This is a genomic window from Shinella sp. GW821-FHT11G07, assembly GCF_058808115.1.
The window spans coordinates 672645-691065 of record NZ_JBXARJ010000001.1; the positions used below are offsets into that span (position 1 = coordinate 672645).

Below are 18421 nucleotides of genomic sequence, written 5' to 3' on the forward strand. Positions count from 1 at the left end.
ACAATGCTGTGACAGGAGAGGAACGACGCGCTTCGATTTCTATTCCACCAACGGCGAAAAAAACTTAGCCGGCTCAATAAAAAAAAAGGCCGCCACTGGCGACCTTTTTGTCTCGTTCTCTGGCGCTTCAGCGCAGAGGCAGGCCTTGCTGGGGCCAGACGAGCGTGGCGAAGATGAGAAGCAACGCGATGAACGGCACGATCAGGAAGCTGGCGAGCCGAAGCAGATCGCTCTGCCCAAAGGGTGGAGGATCCATGGCGCCGAACAGGGCGACCGGCTTGGCGGAGACCATCAGCGTCTGGCAGAAGCCGCTCGCCAAGGTCACCACCATCACGAGATTGAGCGGATCGACCCCGAGACCCGCCAACGGCAAGGCAAAGGCCGGGATGAGCACCGTCGCCCGCGCCGTGCGGGATGTGATGACGAGATGGGAGAGCGTTGCCACGACGGCGGCAAAACCGATGACGACCACGGGCCAAGCGGCCACACCTTGCCCCAGCAGCCCGACCAGGCGGTCAGCCAGCACCTTCGCCGTGCCGGTTTCAAGCAGCGCTTCGCCGATGACGAGGGTGCCGGCGAGAAAGAGCAAAAGGTTCCATTCGACACCTTTCAGCGCTGTCTTGAGCGAAAGGCCGGAAACCCGCTCGGTCGCCAGCACGAGAGCGGCGGCAATGGCTGTCAACGCCATGCCGATACCGTGGAGCGGCTGGGTCGCGAAGAGCAGGATCATCACGCCGGCAACAGCAAGCACCGTCCATTGCTGCCGTGTGACCGGTACTGGGCCTCCGTCTTGCTGGCGTTGCGCGAGCACGAGTGTCCGTTCCTCGCGCGTCAGGAAGGCATGCAGGAGGACGCCGCAAGCGAACAGGCAGCAAAGCAGCGAAAACGGGCCGGCAAGCGCTATCCAGGCCAGAAAGCCTGGCCCCTCGCCCCGCACGCGCTCCATCATGTCGGCAGCGACGAGATGGGCGCCGGCGCCGATAAGCGAGGCACCGGCAGACAACAGAATGATCGACGGGAAGAGCAGCGCCAATGCCCGGTTTACCCGCGCATTGGCGATTGCTGCCGAAAGGCCGAGATAGATCGGCGCCAAGATGGCCGCGCGCGCGGAGGTGGAAGGGATGATGAAGGCGGTGGCGAAAATCAGGAGCGTGAGTGCCCAGAACAGGCTCTGCACGGTGTTGATACGGTCGAGCAGACGGCCGATGACCTGCTCGACCACGCCGACCTGCCGCAGTACAGCCGCCACGACGAACGCCGCCAGCATCAGCCAGACGATCTCGTTGCCGAGCGAGCGGTAAAGCACGTCCTCGTCAATGGCGCCGACGACCGGCAGGATCGCCGCACCGGCAAGCGCTACGGGCGTATCCGGCAATTCCAGAATGGTCCAGGCGGTGATCGCCGCGACGAAGACCGCGAGTGTGAGCCGCATCGGCATGGTGAGGCCATCGATCGCCAGAAAGATCAGCATGGCGCTGAAGGCGAGGACGATCATCGCGACGATCTGCCGGACACGGGCAAGCGGCATGGTTGGCACGGCCGCGGCGGACGGTACCCCGCGCCGGTCGGCGCGGGGCTCGGGAGGGGCAATTGCGTAAAGGGTCACGATGCCCTCCTTTCAGTTTTCTGCCGGGGTCTCAGTCGTCGTCCGAGGAGGAGTTGGAGGACGAGTTCGAGCTCGAATTGCTCGAGGAGTTGGACGAACTGTTCGAATTGGAGTTGCTCGACGAATTCGAACTGCGGTTCGAGTTCGAATTCGAGCTGGAATTCCGCGAGGAATTCGATGACGAATTGGAGTTGCGGTTGGAACTCCAGCCGCCACGACGGTCGTCGTCCCGGTCACGTTTGTAGCGCGCCTGGCTCTTGCTGCTGTGCGTCATCTTCTTGAGAAAACGAAAAACCGGATCGTCGGCGACGGCAGGCGTCGGTGCGGCGGCACCGACCACCAGGAATGCACTCAGGATGGCGATGACCTTCTTCATGGCGTTTCTCCTTTGAAAGACAGCCTCGTTGGCTGCAAGGGAGAAACGGCCGCGAGAGGTACCTATTCCACAAAACTGAAAATATTTTCAATGGGATGGACGAATTTTCCGGCGCACGCGGCATCACCGCCGTGGCGACGTGCAACGGCGGTGAAAAATGGTTGATGCAGGTTCCAGACTACCGCTGAGCGCGGGCGAATTTCCGGTACCAGCCATCCGAGGCGAGGGTCTTGCGAAGGATCGTCTGGCGAACGCTGCTCTCGCCCTCACTTTCGGCGCGGATATCCGCATCGAGGTCGGATGTGTCGCGGCGGAAGGGAATGACCTGCACGATCGGCGTGCCGCGCTCCAGTACGTGCAGGCCATCCTCTCCGGTGGCGAAGAACGGAAAGTGGATTTCCGACTGGTAGGTATCGGTGTCGACCACGCCCGCAACAATCTCGAAAATGCCATTCGGCCGATTGAGCGGCGGCACGAAGAGGCAGCTCCAGCCGGGCGGCGTGCGTATGGTCCAGTAGTTGTGGAACTTGCACGGCGGCAGCGGTTCGCGCGGATTGCCGGCGACCTGATGGCTGGCATGGTTGCTCACGATCGTGCGGTCGAAATCCCAGCCGCAATCGACCTGCCTGCCGCCGTCGGAGATTTCCATGCGCACGCTCGCCGCAAGCCCGATCACCCAGCCCGCAGCCATGGCATCGAGGAAAGGCATGCAACGCTTGACGGTGATGCCGCTGTTGTTCGGCGAGACATGCGCCTCGTCGACGGGCGGCAGCTTGCGGAACCATTCGGGCAAGGCGGTCTTGGCGCGGATCGGGGCCGGGATGACACCCTCGTCTTCCTTGCGGCAGAGAAAGATCAGCCGGGGCCGCGGTTTCTTCAGAAGGGCAAGTGCCATCGCTGTTCTCCTCGTCATTGGATGCGAGAAGAACGGCGGTGGCGAAGTCCTATTCCCGGTTGGTCGAAAAATTTCTGCCGGGAGCGGATGGGCGTCAGGTGAGCCGGTAGAGTTGCACCGGCCGCTTCGGCGCGCGCTTGATGACGCCCTTTGCCTCAAGGTCGAGCTGCACGGCCTTCATCCACCAGCCGGCCTTGTGTCGTTCGGGAAAGTCCGTCTCCGACAGGAACGGCATCAACGCATCCTGTGCCTGCGCAACAGTCAGGCCGGGGGCCTTGTCCGGCAGGGCGGCGATAAGAGCCGCCCGCATCGCCATGTATTTCGTCCGGTCGACCCGTTCGGTACGGCCCGGAACATTGATGTTCTCGATTTCGATTTTCTCAGGTTTTTCAGGCATCGATTGTTCCCCCGATAGCGATTTTCGGATTGCGGAAACCCATGGCAATCCATGCCGCCAGAAGTTTTGCATAGAAGGTGACGGTGTGGGTCTTGAGGTTCGGCATGTCGGACGGCAGGCCGGACGGATCGGCGAGATCGCCAACCATGCTCCGCAACTCGGCCTTCGGCCGCGTCTCTACCGGCCAGAGATGCAGGTAGAGGCTGAGCCAGTGGGCGCCCTTCATCTCCAGGAAGACTGGCGTGTTGCAGCAGGTGGCGACAATGCGGCGCGAGCCGGCTGTCGGTGACAAGCGGAATTCCTTGAGATTCTCTTCGCCCGACAGGATGCGGATCCGGTCCTTGCGGTATTCCGCGGCGGGCGTCGCATGGTAGGCGGTCAGGGTGTTGCGGGCGCCGGGAAGTGTCGCCAGGCGTCCGGCCGCCGCTCGGCAGCTGCTGCACAGGCATTCGGAAACGAGGATCGGGTTTCCCGCTACTTCAAGGCGTGTCTGCCCGCAGGCGCATCCGATATGGGTCAATCTGCTCATCTGCGTCATCCTCCGTGACGTTAAACAAGTGTCGAATGTATCGCTCTAGGTGATCGAGGCTTTCCCGTGCCAGCGCGGGGTCATTGCCTGCTTTCGCCAGGACGAAACCGCCCTGGATGACGGCCTGCGTGTGGCGCGCCAGGCTTTCGGCCGTCCAGTCTGCCGAAATGCCGTGTTCCTTTCGTGCCATCTCGATGTCGTCTTCCAGCGTCGCCGTGTGGCCGAATATGCTGCGGCCGCAGGCATCGCGTATGTCGGGCGCACTTTCGTAGACCTCCTGCGCCATTGTGCCGACGAGGCAGGTGAACTCCTTCAACGCGCCCGCGATGATCGCCTTGCGGAAGGCGACATAGGCGAGAACCCGCGCCAGCGGATCGCCCGGTTCGTGATAGGGCGCGGCGGCAAAGAAAGCCGATGTCGTCTCCGCCCAGAATTCCGCCGCCGCCACGCCGAGAGCCTCCTTGCTCCCGAAGTGATGGAAGAACGCGCCCTTCGTGACGCCAGCGGCCCTGCACAGATCGTCGACGCTCGTGGCTGCAAAGCCCTTTTCGCGGACAATGTCACGAGCCGCCTCCAGCAGGCGGATCCGGGCGTTGCCGCGTTCGGGCGAATGTTTCGTTGGTCTCGGCATGACGGAAACATACCATACGGTTGGTATGCGTCAAGTATAAGTTTATATCAACCTATCTCGCCATTGGTCCATCCCTGCGGCTGACGGTAACCGCTGGCCATCAACGGTTTGCACAAGCGCGGCAAACACGATCATATCGCGTGAGGTGATCCTGCTTATGGGGCGAGCGCGCTGCGCTCTTCCTCCGGAGAAAGCGGCGCGCCCGCCTGGATGGAAGCCAGGTAGGCGTCGATCGTTTCCTGCGAGGAGGCCGGGACATACCCATCGGCCGACGGGGCCGTCAGCGCCAGCCGCGTCGTCCAGCCGTCCTGCTGGCGGCAGGCAATGGTGAGCGTGCGGCCGGCCGGCTCCTTCACCTCATATTCACGGCAGACGTCGCCACGCTCATCGCGAAACGTGGCGATGACATGCAGAACCTTGCCCGAAGCATCGAGCGCGACGTCCTTGCCTGAAGCCTCCCGGTCGAGGACTGAGGCTATCTCAGCACCGGAGCCCGCGGCCGGCGGCCCCATCCGTCCGATCGAAAAGCCGACGACGCCGGTGATCGCCGCAACGACACTTGCGGCAAGAGGCATCAGCCAGCGTCGTGCCACCGGTGCCGTGGGCTGCTGCGGCCGCGGGTGGAAGGCAACAACGTTGTCCTGTGGCTTGTCCGCCGCGCGCTGGGCATCTTCGGCCATCCGGCGAACCGACGCGAGAAGCGCCTCCGGCACGGGTTCGTCGATCAGCGGTTTCAGCGCATCGCCCACCAGCCGGCGGCTGTCGAGGAAGACGGCGAGCCGCTCGGCAAGCGCATCGTCGGCGGCAAGCGCCTCTTCGAGCGTCTGGCTTTGCGCCTCGTCCAACTCCCCGTCGGCGAAAGCCATCAATGTTTCGTCGTCGAATTCCTGCTTGATCATAGAGCGCCGCCTTTCATATCGGGCGAACGTCCTTCGCCAAAACTTATTCCCGTCAGCTCCATCAAATTTTTCCGTGCCCGCGCGAGACGGCTCATTACGGTACCGATCGGAATGGACAGCACATCGGCTGCATCGCGATAGCTGAACTCCTCCACACAGACCAGAACCAGCACTTCGCGCTGTTCTTCCGGCAGCTTCTGGAGCGCGGCCATCACCTCGGCAAGATCCATGCGGGCGTGGGCTGCGGCCTCGCCGGACGGCACGGAAACGTCGCGCGCCTCGTCGATATCATCGTGCGGACCGGCGGTCTTCAGGCGGCGCAGATGGTCGATCCAGAGGTTCCGCAGGATGCGGAACATCCAGGCATCGAACCGGCTATCGGGCGCAAAACTGCCGGCAGCCAGGATGGCGCGTTCGCAGGCGGCCTGTACCAGATCGTCGGCCAGCTCCCGCGAACGGCAGAGCGAAATCGCAAAACGTCTGAGGTTCGGCAGGAAGGCCACAAGCCGTTCCGGCACCGTCGGCATGTCATGGGTCATGCGATTTCTTTGACACGCGATGGAATAAGCTGTCGAGTCAAACGTAAGTCGAAAGTGCCGCGGTCACAAAACGGATCGTGGAAAGAAAAGTCCCAGCCGGAGACGGAAAATGCTGCGCCGCCTTGCAAAAGAATCCAGACGCCTTGCCGTCCTTCTCGTCGTTGCGACATCCGGGCTGGTCGTTTCACCGGCCGTGCCGTTCCAGAGTGTGTCGGTTGCCCTGGCAGACGATGACGACGACGATGGCGGTGGCGGCAGTAGCAGTGGTAGCAGCAGAGGCGGGCGAGGGTCCGGCGACTATGATAGTGGGCGCAGGCCACTGCGTGACCTGCGAACGCTTTTCCGCTGGCCCTCCCGTGAGGTGCGGCGGGCGCCGGCACGACGCGTCGCCGCCCTGCCCGACCGCGCGCCAAACGAGATCGTCGCAATCGGCCTCGACGAGGCTTCGATCGCCGCACTGACGCAGGATGGGTTTGTCATCGCACAGCGCGCGCAGATCACGCTGACCGGCGGCGAGATGGTGCGGTTGCGCGCGCCGCAGGGCATGACGATCGACGCGGCGCGCACCGCGGTGGCCGCGCGCAATGCCGCAGCGACGGTGGACTTCAATCACTTCTACCAGCCACAGGCAAAGGGTGAAGCCGCCTGCACAGGCACGTCCTGTGCGCTCGTGCGCCACATGGTGGGCTGGCCGACGGATGCGGATATCGATGGGCCACGATGCCTGACGCCGCAGCGCATCGGGCTCATCGATACGGCCATCAATGCCGATCACAGCTCCCTGGCAAAGGCACGGCTGGAAATTCTGCGGCTGGACGAGATGGATGGCACGCAATCGGGAGCGCAGCATGGCACCGCCGTCGCGGCACTTCTGGTCGGCGCGTCGGGCAGCCGCGTGCCCGGCCTCCTGCCCGCATCGGAACTCGTCGCGGTCGATGCGTTCCAGCGGCTTCACAAGTCTTCGGACGTCGCCAATGTCTATGACCTCGTGCGCGCACTCGACCTTCTGATGCAGCGCGATATCAAGGTGATCAATCTCAGCCTGACGGGGCCTTCGAACCTGCTGCTGGAGCGGGCGGTGAAGGCGGCGATCGGCCGGGGCACGATCCTGGTCGCCGCCGCCGGCAATGATGGGCCGAATGCCAAGCCGGTCTATCCCGCCGCCTACGAGGACGTGATCGCCGTGACGGCGGTCGATGCAGCGCGCAAACCCTATCGTCGCGCGGTGCGGGGCGGGCATATCGATATCGCCGCCCCCGGTGTCAATGTCTGGACGGCAGCCTCCGTTTCCGGCGCCCGCCAGAAGAGCGGCACATCCTTTGCCGCCCCCTTTGTGACGGCTGCGGTGTCCGTCCTGGTTGCCGCCAGGCCCGACCTGACCCCCAAGGAGATCGAGGCGGAACTGATGAAATCCACGGAAGATATCGGCCAGCCGGGCAAGGATCCCGTCTATGGATGGGGGCTTCTCAACGCAAAGGCGCTTTGCCAAGGCTAATCCCCTGACAGGAATGCCCTGCCGGCGCCGTTTGTTTATTTTACCGACCGGAGTCCCAAAAGCGCATCTCCGGTCGTCTCCCTTTCAGCAATGCAAGCAGGGTTGGCCGGATCGGCACGCCCGCCCCGCGCAACGAGGTTGGGAGAAGACGCAATGTATTTCACTCGCCAGACTGAGATTGCCATTTCCATTCTGACGCTCTGCGCCCGGCAATCCGGCAGCTACATTTCTTCCCGAGCGATCGCCGAGCAGATCTCTGCCAGCACGGAATCTGTCGAACGCATCATGTTCATGCTGCTCAGAAACGGCCTGTTGCGCAGCCCATACCCGCAATGCGGCGTACAGCTTGCCGTGGATCCCGAAAGCGTCAGTCTGGGTGCACTGCTGCACATCACGCAGCCAAGCCTCCTGCGCCCCGCAAGGGAGAAGAAACGCGCCGCTACGGTCTTCAATCTCGTGGTCGAGGCAGCATCGTCCAATTTCCTGCGGCTTGCAGAGCGCTATACGGTCGCCGATTTCCTCGACGGGCGCACGCTGCCCGGTCGTCATGCCGCACGCGGCCGAAGCGCGGCATTGCAGGCCGCCCCCGCCCCACGACAGCAGGATTGCCGTGGCAATTGAGCAATATCAGGCGTTGGTTTTCAACACGTCGTCCACTGGTTGCCCGGCAATGTTTGTGTTCGCAATGGGCGGTGTCCGCAGATTTCGAACAGGTCGGCCGGCCACGAGGTTGCAATCGAGGCAGGCGAGGCCAACCGTCTCTGCCGGCGCCACGAGGTCGGCGACGGTAAACCGGTCGAGGAGGCGCACGAAGAAGGACGATGCCGCCGCGACGATATTGTCGAGCAGCGGCTGAGTGCCCGGAAACCCGATCGACTCTTCGACGCTTTCGCCTTCGAGTTCAGGCTGGGTGATCCGCAGCACATCCACGAGCTTGATGTTTGCCGGCTCCATGGCGAGGCGCACGCCGCCGCCCGGACCGCGATCGCTGTTCAAGAAGCCGTTGCGCACGAGCAGAGCCACGACCTGATAGGCATGGTCCTTGGTTGCGCCGACTTCGCGCGCAAGCTGCTGCGCCGGGAACTTCGTTTCCGGGCTTCGGGCGCAGGCCGCCAATATTCCGATCGCGATCTCGGATTGCCGTTTCAAACGCATGGGATTTACCCGCTGGGGGTGCTTTCAGGTTAATATACGGTTAGGTTGTCGCATATCTGGTCAGTCGTGACCATGGTCAAATGTACCAAGCTCGGGATTCCGCCCATTAAGTTTAACAGGCTCAGAGGACTAGCTTGGCAGGGGCAAGAATTCGGCAGGCGATTTCCTTGATATCCATCAGCGGTATGCTTTGGAATTGCCGAGGTCGCATGGGAACGGCATCCGAAATTGCCAGCGACAGCGCATAGTCTTCCCCTGCATGCAGCGACCAGACCTGCCACCGGGACGTATCGTCATCGACCCCATCGGCGAAGTGGATGCTTGGCCCGCCTTGCGCCGGAAAGTGGACGGAGAAATCCTGCAGGGGAATGGAGAGCCCCATACCCCGTGCCTTGATATAGGCTTCCTTCAACGTCCACAGATCGAAGAAACGGCGGCGTTGCATGGAGAGCGGAAGGGCGAAAAGCCCTCGCGTTTCCGTTTCAGCGAAGAACTGTGCGGCAATGTCGCTAACGGTCTCCGGCCGGTCGAGCCGTTCGATATCGACGCCGGGCGATTGCGATTGGCAGACCGCCAGCACGATCCTGCCGTCCGTATGCGAGAGATTGAAGTCCAGCGTGCCGGCAGCAGCGCCTGCAATGCGCGGTCGCCCATACGCATTGGCGGCGAACTGCCATTCGGCAGGTTTGATGTCGGGGCAATAGAGCGACAGCGTGCTGCGCACAAGGGCGCGGGCCACGAGAAACTGGTGGCGATGCCGCTCGAAACGAAAACGGTCCCGGCGCGCGGTTTCCTCCGGGTTGAGCATTGCTTCATAACGAGCCAGAAGCGCCGGCGCGGTGATGGCCGGGTCATCCGCGACGTGGAGGTGGATCTCGTCGGAGGGAAGAACCTCAGGCGACGGCATGGTGCGACATCCACCGACGGCGCAGCCAGCGCTGCAGCATGAAACCGGCCTTGATCGTCTCCTCGATGATCAAGGCATACCAGACACCCTCCACGCCCAGGCCGGCTCGGATGCACAGCAGCCAGGCGAGCGGAAGGCCGAAGCCCCAGGTAATGCCGATGCTGGCGACCACCGGCCAGCGCACATCGCCGACGGCCCGCAGCGACTGGAGCAGGATCGTGTTGAAGGCGAAGCCGGGCTGGAGAAAGATCGTCAGCAGCAGGAGACGCTGGGAAAGAGCAAGGACAGTGCCTTCCTGGCCGAACAATCCGAGAAATTGCTCCGAAAGCACCCACAGCAACGTCGCGAGCGCCATCGTCACCGCCGTGGCGATCACGCTGGATCGCAGGGCCTGGCGATAGGCGTGCTCCGGCCGACCTTCCCCGCAGCGATATCCGAGCAGGACCTCGTTGCCCTGGCTGATAGCCACGATGACGAGAACCAGGAAGGACATGGCGATCATGACATAGGTGCGGCTCAGCACGCTCTCGACGCCGAAACCGGCGACGAAGCCGAGCAGCACCAGCTGATAGAAGCCGTAGCCGATGTAATCCGACACACTCGGGAACGACAGGACAAGCATTCTGCGGACCGTTGCAACATGTGTCTTCAGGCTGCGGAAATCCGCGCGCAGCCCGAGCTCCCGCAGCAGGGCGAGCCCGAACAGCAGCGCCATCAACACCCTGAAAAAGAGCGCGGCGAGTGCGGCGCCTTGTACACCTAGCGCCGGAATCGGGCCGGCTCCCAGAACCAGGACATATTCCGCCCCCATATAGAGTATCGAAAGCACAAGCCCGACCAGCACAATGATACGGCCGTTGCCGAAGGCGCGCAGGCAGGACATGGCGGCGGTGGCAAAGCCGTTGAACAGCATCGCCACCGCAACGATGGAGAGGTAGAGCTGTGTTTCTCCAGTCAGATCCTGCGGCACGTCGAGAAACCACAGTACGACCGGCGCCGCCATCAGGAGCAGGATGCCGATGAAGCAGCCGAACACCGCATTGGCGCCGACGGCGAGCGATGCGATGCGGCGTGCCTGTTCCTCATCGCCCCTGCCGAGACTGTGCGAGATCAGGATAACGGCGCCGATGCCCACCATGCTCGACATCTCGAAGGCGATCTGAAGAACCTGTCTTGCGACGGCGACCGCAGCAGCAGCACCCGGCGAATGGGCGCTGATGATCATCATGTCGACAAGCATCACTGCAAATGTCAGCAGCGACTGTACGAACATCGGAAAACTCAGGTGGAGCAGCGTCTTGCGCGACCGGGAAGCCGGATCACGCTCCGGTTCCGCGACGGTATCGCCATAGGCCTGTGCTGCATCCATCTGTCCGGGTTCCAGTCTCTATGCGACGGTGCGCAGGGTTCGCCGCTGCGCAAGGCGTTCGCGGCCGGCGAGCCGTGGCGTAACACGGTCATTTTCATTGGGCGAGTCCGTCCCATTCCCGGTGAGGGCGGCGATGCGGGCGGCCATTGTCTCCAGCGTGGGAAACCGGAAGACATCCGTGATATCCAGCAAGAGGCCCAACCGCTCGCGCACGGCGCTCTGGAGGGTGATGACGAGCAGCGAATGGCCGCCGAGGTCGAAGAAATTGTCGCTCAGGCCGACATGATCTGTTTGCAGAACCTCCCGCCAGATCGCAGCCAGCGTCGCGGCCGGCTCGCCGAAGACCGGCGGAGCCGCTCCCCTTTCCACCGCTGACGGACGCAAGCCTTGCAGGGCCTTGCGGTCAACCTTGCCGTTCGGCGTAAGTGGGAAGCGGTCGAGCGGCACATAGACGGCCGGGACCATGTAGGACGGCAAGGTCGACGCCATATGGGCGCGCAGCAGGCTCGCGGGATCACCGGATACCGGAGCGCGCCAGCGCAAGTAGGCGACAAGCTGCTGGCTTGCCCCGCGCTCCTCGACGAGGACCGCCGCCTCCGCGATCTCGGGGTGGGCGCAAAGCCGCGCCTCGATTTCGCCAGGCTCGATACGGTAGCCCCTGAGCTTGATCTGATTGTCGATGCGGCCGAGAAAATCCAGCGCCCCATCCTCGCGCCAGCGGGCAAGGTCGCCGGTACGGTAGAGGTAGAGGCCATCGTCTGCAGTCATGCGGTAAGGGTTGGGCACGAACCTTTCGGCCGTCAGGCCCGGTTTGCCCCAGTAGCCGGGGCTCAGCCCGGCTCCCGCGATATGCAGTTCGCCGGCAACGCCAACCGGAACGAGCGCGCCGCGGGTATCGAGCACATAAAGCTCCGTCCTGTCGATCGGCCCGGCGACGGACACGCCCGCGCCGGCAAGCATGCCGGGCTCGACCCTGACGGCTGCCGACCAGATGGTCGTCTCCGTCGGGCCGTAGAGGTTCCAGAGTTCGCGGCCGCGGTCCAGCAGTTGTGCAGCAAGGCGGCTGTCAAGCGCTTCGCCTCCGCACAGGATGCGCAGGTCCGGGTCTCCCTTCCAACCCGCTTCGACGAGCATGCGCCAGCCGGCCGGCGTCGCCTGCATGAGCGATGGGCGCATGCGCCCGATGAGGCGGGCGAGGAACGCACCGTCACGACTGGCGCTGCCATCGGTGAGAATGACCGTGCCGCCTTGCGCCAGCGGCCCGAAAAGTTCCAGCCCGGCAATGTCGAAACCGATCGTCGTGAGGGCGAGCAGGCGATCGTCTGCGGTTATCCCGGGCTGGTTGGCCATCGCCTGGATGAAGTTGCTGAGCGCGCCGTGCGGGATCGCCACACCTTTCGGCAGGCCTGTGCTGCCGCTGGTGTAGAGGATATAGGCGAGATCGTCGGCATCGAGGGACGTCGGGGCCTGGCCGTTACCCGGCGCGACGATGCCCGGCTCGTCCAGGCTCATGATCGGGATGCCGCTGGGAAAGCGCACCCGCCCGGCGGATGCGCGATCCGCCAGCACCAGCGCCGTGCCCGAATCCTCCAGCATGTAAGCGATCCGCTCGGCCGGATAATCCGGATCGATAGGCAGGTAGGCGGCGCCCGCCTGCATCGTCGCGAGGAGTGCGCACAGCAGGTCGGGGCTGCGGTCGAGGCATACGGCCACGACAGAGTCACGCCCCACGCCGTGGGCACGGAGCCGCGCGGCCAGCATGCCGACGCGTTCGACAAGATCGTGATAGCTGAGGGCGACGTCTCCGGCCGCGCCGGTATAGATGACAGCCGTCTTCTGCGGCGTGTCGGCCGCCCGGGCAAACACCTGTTCATGAACCGGAGGCGCCGATCGCGCAGCCCGCCCACGCCCGATTTCCAGCAAGCGCGTCCGCTCCTGCGGAAGGAGAATGTCGAGGTCGCCCAATCGAGCGTCCGGACGGTCGGCGAGGGCGGACAGCAACGCCCCATAGTGCTGGAGCACCCGCCGGGCATCTGCCGGGGAAACGCGTCCCTGATCGACGGTCAACGCCAGCACCGTCTGTTCACCGGGAAAGATCCTCAGCGCAATCGGATAGTTCGTTCGCTCGTAACTTCCGGGATCGCTGAGCGAAAGCGCACTGTTCTCCCTGGCAAAGGCACCCTGCATGGACAGCGGCAGGTTTTCGACTATGAACAGCGTTTCGAAAAGTGGCCGGTTCGCCCCCGCCCCGCTCCAGCGCTGGATGTTGGAAAGGGCGGCATGGCCATGCTGCTCGCGCTCACGATGCCCAGCTTGCAAGTCGCGCAACCAATCGAGAAGCTTCCGTGTTGGCGCCGTATCGACCCGCAGCGGGACGGTGTTGAGGAACAGTCCCACCATGGATTCCGATCCCGGCAGCTCCGCCGGCCGGCCGGCGAGAACGGTTCCAAAGATGACGTCGTCCTTGCCGCTGTAGCGTGATAGCAGCAGCGCCCAGGCACCTTGCAGGACCGTGGCGAGCGTCAGGCGTTCCCGCCGCGCGATCGTCGCAAGCCGTGAGGCCGTCCCGACGTCCAGGACTTCGCGGATCTCGAATACCGCGTGTTCCTGTTCACCCACACCACGCTCCAGACCGAAGGAGGCATCGTCGGGTGCGTCCGCCAGCGCTTGGCTCCAATACGCCCTTGCCGCGTCGATATCCTGGCCGGCCCGCCAGTCGATATAGCGGCGATACGACGGAGGCGCCGGCGGCAGGTCGTGGCCGGCATAGGCTTTCAGCATCTCGCCGACGAGCAGCGAACTGCACCAGCCGTCCATCAGCAAATGGTGAAAACTCCAGAGAAAGCGGTGTTGATCCTTGCCGAGCCGGATCAGGGAGAAGCGAAGAAGCGGCGCCTTGTCGAGCTGGAAGCCGCGGCGACGGTCGGCTTGCAGCCATTCGGCAAAGGTCTTGCCCTGTTCTGGCGCGTCGAGATGCGTCCAGTCGTCGATATGCCATTCCGGTTCGGCATCGTCATAGACGACCTGCACCGGGCGATCGAGATCGACCCAGTGGCACTCGCTGCGCAAGACGTCGTGCCGTTCGATCACGCGCTGCCAAGCGGCTTTGAAAGCCTCGATGTCGAGTGGTCCTTCCAGCACGCACCAGCATTGCTCGAAATAGGTTCCGGACTCCGGCGCTTTCAGGGAGTGGAAGAGCATGCCGCTCTGCACTGGCGTCATTTCAAAGACGTCGACAACCTCTGCCAAGGCCTATCCCTTTCGTTGTCTGAGTTTGTCGAGCAGGCGGTCGACCTTCGCGGCCGCCGTGCCGTCATCGGCCTTGATGGCCGTCAGGGCGGTAAGATGCTGGGCCGCGATCCGCTCAACCGTCTCCTGCCCGAGCCGGGCGGGATCATAGTGCCACCGCAGATCGAGAGCGCCCGCGCGCCGCGTTGCCCGCAATACGAGGGTGTAACCGTCCGGGAGAATAGGGGTCGGAACCGAGAGCCATTCCAGCTGCGCACCATCGGTTTCCTGCCACCAGAACAGAGCATCACCAGGGCCTGCGGCCGGATCAAGCCCTTGGCCGTCGTCGGCGAGAAAGGCGCCGCGACCGGCAATCTTGGCGCCAGGCTCTTGCCGCGGAATGGGCAGGAGCCGTGTGAAGTTGCCGATCGTGCGTTGCTGCGCCGCGGTGGGGCGCGAGGACGTCAACGCATCGACGCTTGCCGTTTCACAACCCGTCGTCTGCGCCAGCACTTGCTCAAGCGCTGCCAGCGCCATCGTTTCGACCGACACGGCAAGATGGCGTGCCGTGGTTTCCAGCCGGAGCATGGTCTCCACGTCGAGAGCAGCGAAAACCTCGGTGCCCGGTGCAGTGGAGGCCGATTTGCCGCTCTGCACTTGCTTTGCTTCAGACCGAACGACCGGCTCATCGTTGGCCAGCCATCCATCATAGTCCCCCACCGCATGCAGCGCGGCGGTGCCGCCTGCAGCTAGGCGCGCGGACGTTTCCGTCATGTCACTGGCAATCCAGGTCAACGCCCGGGCATCAAGCAGCAGCGAATGCGCTGCGATCGCGCAGACCTGGTTGTCGCCCCGCTGGAGGATCCGCACGCCGAACCCCATCGCCTCCCCGTGGGATGCCACGGTTCGCGCCCATTGTAGAAGCGCTGCATCATCGTCCGCCGCTGTTTCCGGCGTAGCATCGTACAGACGCCCCCGCAGGGCCGGGTGATGGTTGGCGACGATCTCAGCCGCCTGTCTCGCACCGTCGGCGGAATCCGGCCACGGCATGATGACGAGCCAGGGGTCAAGCACAGCGTTGCGGCTGTGGCGCTGCCAGATGCTCAATCGCGATACTTTATCGTCCTTCGTCATGACGGCCGCAGCCTGGGCGGCAACCGTCTGGAGTTCGAAGATCTGGGTTGGAACGAGGCTGAAGCCTGCCGCCTGTGCGCGGGCGACGATGCGCACGCCGATGATGGAGTCACCGCCAAGATCGAAGAAGTTGTCTTCGACGCCGATGTCGTCCCGCTTCAGCACGTCCTTCCAGATGGCCAACAAAGCGTCTTCCGCCCCGTTGCGCGGCGCGACCGTGACTGAGCTAGCAAGCGATACCTGCGGCACAGGCAGCCGCTTGCGATCGACCTTGCCGCTCGGATTGAGCGGAAACGCCCGCAGCACGACGAAAGCCGTCGGCACCATGTAACGCGGCAGCTGTGCCACGAGCGACTGGCGAAGCGCCCGCTCCATCTGCCCGTCCTCGATCGCTGTGGACGGATCCTGGACAAGCACATAGGCGACGAGCCGCTCATTCGCCTCGTCGAGCATGACGATCGCCTGATCGACGACCTTGTCCTGCAGCAGCCGATCCTCGATCTCGCCGATCTCGATGCGGTAGCCGCGGAGCTTGACCTGAAAATCCGTCCGCCCGACGAACTCGATTTCCCGGTTGTCCTGCCGGACGACGGCATCGCCGGTCTTGTAGAGGCGTGGCGCGGGGCTATTTTCGTCATAGAAGGGGTTGGGCACGAAACGCGCGGCGGAAAGCGCCGGGCGGTTCCAGTAGCCCGGGCTGAGGCACACGCCACCGATATAGAGTTCGCCGGGAATGCCACGCGGCAATGGCTCCAGATAGGGATCCAGAACATGCAGATGCGTGTTGTCGAGGAGGCCGCCGATCGGAACCTTGCCGCTTTCCGCGTGGCGCACCGTCACCTGCAAGGCGCTGGCCCAGATCGTCGCTTCGGTCGGACCGTAGACGTTCCAGAGGATTTTCGTGCGCTCCAGCAGCCGGCGGGCCAGCGGCGCATCCAGCGCCTCGCCGCCGCACAGCGCCGTCAACGTCGTGCATCCCTGCCAGCCGCTGTCGAGCAGCATGCGCCAATAGGCGGGCGTCGCCTGCATATGGGATATCCGGTCGTCGGCCAGCACCTGCCCCAGCCGGACCGGTGCGAGCAGCAGGTCCTGACCGTACAGAATAACGGTTGCGCCAACGCTGAGCGGCAGCAGCATTTCGAGAATGGAGATGTCGAATGTCGGCGTCGTGATGGCCAGCATCCGGTCGCCCGGCTCCAGACCCGGCACCTCTGCCATGGAACGCAGGTGGTTCAGCAGGCTGGCATGACCGATCGGCACGCCGTTGGGCCGTCCGGTGCTGCCGCTTGTGTAAAGCAGATAGGCGATCCGCGCCTGGTCCGCTGGAGGCAGCACCACCGGTTCAACGGCCTGTGCCACCATCTCCGCCGGATCGATGCACCGGTGATCGGGATAGGCTTGCGGCCGATCCGTCAGGATCAGGCCAACGCCGGCGTCCTGCAGGACGTAGGCGACGCGGTCCGCCGGATGGTCGGGATCGAGCGGCACATAGATGGCACCAGCCTTGAGGATGGCGAGAAAGGCGAGGATCGAATATCCCTTGCCCGGCAGCGACACCGCCACCCGGTCCCCCGGCCGGACGGGATCCGGCAAGGACAGCAGCGCGAAGGCGAGCAGATCCGTTTCGCGCTCCAGGTCTCGGTAGGTCCAGATGCGGCCCTCGTTTTCCAGCGCGATGGCATCCGGATGGTGTCGGGCAACATCCGAAATCGCTTCGTGCACGGTCGTTGCGGGGAGAGGCGTCGCTATCGGCGTGCCAAGACCGATGACCGCCTGCCGTTCATCCGGCGACATGTAGGGCAATGCCGGCAGACGCGCATCCGGCGCTTGAATGATCGAGAGGAGAAGCTGTTCGAAATGCTGCGCCATACGCTCGATGCGCCAGGAATCGAAGAGCGCGGCGCGGTATTCGATCGTCAGGAGATAACCGGATTCCCGCTCCATCATGTACCAGCTGAGATCGACCTTGGTTTCGCTGAGCGGCGCCGGCTGCTGGCGGACGGAGAGGCCATCGATGCCGAAGTCGACCGTTTCGGCGTTCTGTTGCCGGTATCCGCCCGATTGCAGCTGGAACATGACCTGCGAGAGCGGGTTCTGGCGCGCATCGCGGTTCATGCCGAGCGCGTCGGCAAGCATGGGGAACGGGAAGTCCTGATGTTCGAGGGCGTCGGAAAAGTTTTCCTGCACACGGGCGACCCACTCGGCGAAAGTCAAACCGGGATCGAGCCGGTTGCGCAGCACGAGCGTGTTGGTGAACAGGCCGATCAGCTGCGCCGCTTCGGAATCCGCGCGACCGGCAACGGGCGTGCAGATGGTCAGGTCCTGCTGGCCGCAATACCGGTGGAGCAACAGCTTGAAGGCGGCCGCAAGCACGATGAACGGCGTCGTGCCAAGCTGGCTTGCGAGTGCGCTCACGCTCGCTGAAATCTCGCCGGAGACGGTCCGCGAAACGGTGGCCGACGCCATGTCTATGCTGGTGTGGCGCGACCGGTCGGCCGGCAGTTCAAGCTGCTTGAGATCGGCGAGATGTTTCTTCCAGTAGTCCTCCTGACGCGCGCACTGCGAGCCCTGAAGCCAGGCCTGCTGGTCGAGCACGAGATCGGCGAAGCTGCGCGGAAGCGGTTGAAGCTCCGGTTCGACGCCCTTCGAATAGGCGCGGTAGCTTGTCGTGAGCTCCCGCATAAGCACACCGCGCGACCACCCGTCGGAGACGATGTGGTGCAGGGTGATAGCCAGTAGGTGATCCTGTTCATCCACGCGAACGAGATGCGCGCGCAACAGGGGTGCCGTGGCGAGATCGAACGGTTCTATGGCGACGGCTCGCGCCACCGCTTCGAGCTGGTCGATCGACCCCGCGACATCGGTATAGTCCAGCCGGAATGCGCAGTGCGGCAGGACATCCTGCCACGGCTCGCCATCGGCGACGGGGAAAGCGGTGCGCAGGGGCTCATGCCGGTCCACGATCGTCTGCAAGCTGCGTTCTAGCGTATGGCGATCGATTGGCCCCTGGAACCGCCAGCGATAGGCGACGTGGTAGGCCGAGTTTTCGGGATACAGGCTCTGCTGCAGCCAGAAGTGCATCTGACCCGGCGAAAGCGGCAGCCGTGCCGGGCGCAAACGCACCGCTTCCTGCGGGGCAACACGGTCCCAGGCGATTCCCCTCGCCTCCAGCTGGCGGCGGAAATCGGCCCTTTGTTCTGGGCCGAGCGCCGCCACACGCGCGCGAAGCAGGTCGATCGGATCTGCACTATTCACGGCTGG

15 protein-coding genes are annotated in these 18421 nt (G+C 63.9%); 2 read left to right on the forward strand and 13 right to left on the reverse strand.

Going from position 1 to position 18421, the window contains the following annotated elements:
• Positions 1-127 precede the first annotated feature (127 nt).
• The 8 genes from AC1RT2_RS03000 to AC1RT2_RS03035 form a co-directional block, all read right to left on the reverse strand.
• Positions 128-1606, reverse strand: a complete 1479-nt coding sequence (locus tag AC1RT2_RS03000) for an SLC13 family permease (RefSeq protein WP_493099334.1) — start codon at positions 1604-1606, stop codon at positions 128-130.
• Between the two features lie 31 nt (positions 1607-1637).
• Positions 1638-1982 (reverse strand): hypothetical protein, encoded by a 345-nt coding sequence (locus AC1RT2_RS03005; RefSeq protein ID WP_069062537.1) that lies wholly within the window; start codon positions 1980-1982, stop codon positions 1638-1640.
• A gap of 178 nt (positions 1983-2160) precedes the next feature.
• Positions 2161-2877, reverse strand: a complete 717-nt coding sequence (locus AC1RT2_RS03010; protein WP_493099336.1) for a DUF6065 family protein — start codon at positions 2875-2877, stop codon at positions 2161-2163.
• Positions 2878-2971: 94 nt separating this feature from the next.
• A complete protein-coding gene (locus AC1RT2_RS03015) occupies positions 2972-3274 on the reverse strand; it encodes a DUF6958 family protein (protein WP_493099338.1) in 303 nt (100 codons plus the stop codon).
• Entirely contained in the window at positions 3267-3803 is a 537-nt protein-coding gene (locus AC1RT2_RS03020) for a GFA family protein (RefSeq protein ID WP_493099340.1), read from the reverse strand. Before AC1RT2_RS03020 ends, AC1RT2_RS03015 begins: the two co-directional genes overlap by 8 nt.
• Positions 3754-4434 carry a TetR/AcrR family transcriptional regulator gene (locus tag AC1RT2_RS03025; protein WP_493099342.1) on the reverse strand — a complete coding sequence of 227 codons (681 nt, stop codon included), beginning with the start codon at positions 4432-4434 and terminating at the stop codon, positions 3754-3756. The genes AC1RT2_RS03020 and AC1RT2_RS03025 overlap by 50 nt, the downstream gene beginning before the upstream one ends.
• Positions 4435-4589: 155 nt before the next feature.
• Positions 4590-5333 carry an anti-sigma factor family protein gene (locus AC1RT2_RS03030; RefSeq protein ID WP_493099344.1) on the reverse strand — a complete coding sequence of 248 codons (744 nt, stop codon included), beginning with the start codon at positions 5331-5333 and terminating at the stop codon, positions 4590-4592.
• Positions 5330-5872, reverse strand: a complete 543-nt coding sequence (locus AC1RT2_RS03035) for an RNA polymerase sigma factor (RefSeq protein ID WP_493099346.1) — start codon at positions 5870-5872, stop codon at positions 5330-5332. The genes AC1RT2_RS03030 and AC1RT2_RS03035 overlap by 4 nt, the downstream gene beginning before the upstream one ends.
• Positions 5873-5981: 109 nt before the next feature.
• Between AC1RT2_RS03035 and AC1RT2_RS03040 the strand changes: the two genes are divergently transcribed.
• Together AC1RT2_RS03040 and AC1RT2_RS03045 are read left to right on the forward strand one after the other, a co-directional pair.
• Positions 5982-7367: a S8 family serine peptidase gene (locus AC1RT2_RS03040; protein ID WP_493099348.1), complete on the forward strand. Its 1386-nt coding sequence runs from the start codon at positions 5982-5984 to the stop codon at positions 7365-7367.
• A 153-nt stretch (positions 7368-7520) separates the two neighbouring features.
• Entirely contained in the window at positions 7521-7988 is a 468-nt protein-coding gene (locus tag AC1RT2_RS03045; RefSeq protein WP_493099349.1) for an Rrf2 family transcriptional regulator, read from the forward strand.
• 6 nt (positions 7989-7994) lie between these two features.
• Here the strand turns inward: AC1RT2_RS03045 and AC1RT2_RS03050 are convergent, their stop codons facing one another.
• From AC1RT2_RS03050 to AC1RT2_RS03070, 5 genes are all read right to left on the reverse strand, one after another.
• The gene (locus AC1RT2_RS03050) at positions 7995-8522 is read right to left on the reverse strand and encodes an Rrf2 family transcriptional regulator (protein WP_493099351.1); all 528 of its coding nucleotides are present in this window, start codon (positions 8520-8522) and stop codon (positions 7995-7997) included.
• A 121-nt stretch (positions 8523-8643) separates the two neighbouring features.
• A complete protein-coding gene (locus AC1RT2_RS03055; protein ID WP_493099353.1) occupies positions 8644-9429 on the reverse strand; it encodes a 4'-phosphopantetheinyl transferase superfamily protein in 786 nt (261 codons plus the stop codon).
• Entirely contained in the window at positions 9416-10798 is a 1383-nt protein-coding gene (locus tag AC1RT2_RS03060) for an MATE family efflux transporter (RefSeq protein ID WP_493099355.1), read from the reverse strand. The genes AC1RT2_RS03055 and AC1RT2_RS03060 overlap by 14 nt, the downstream gene beginning before the upstream one ends.
• 18 nt (positions 10799-10816) lie before the next feature.
• Positions 10817-14047 (reverse strand): amino acid adenylation domain-containing protein, encoded by a 3231-nt coding sequence (locus tag AC1RT2_RS03065; protein ID WP_493099359.1) that lies wholly within the window; start codon positions 14045-14047, stop codon positions 10817-10819.
• 3 nt (positions 14048-14050) lie between these two features.
• Positions 14051-18415, reverse strand: a complete 4365-nt coding sequence (locus AC1RT2_RS03070; protein ID WP_493099361.1) for a non-ribosomal peptide synthetase — start codon at positions 18413-18415, stop codon at positions 14051-14053.
• Between the last annotated feature and the right edge of the window lie 6 nt (positions 18416-18421).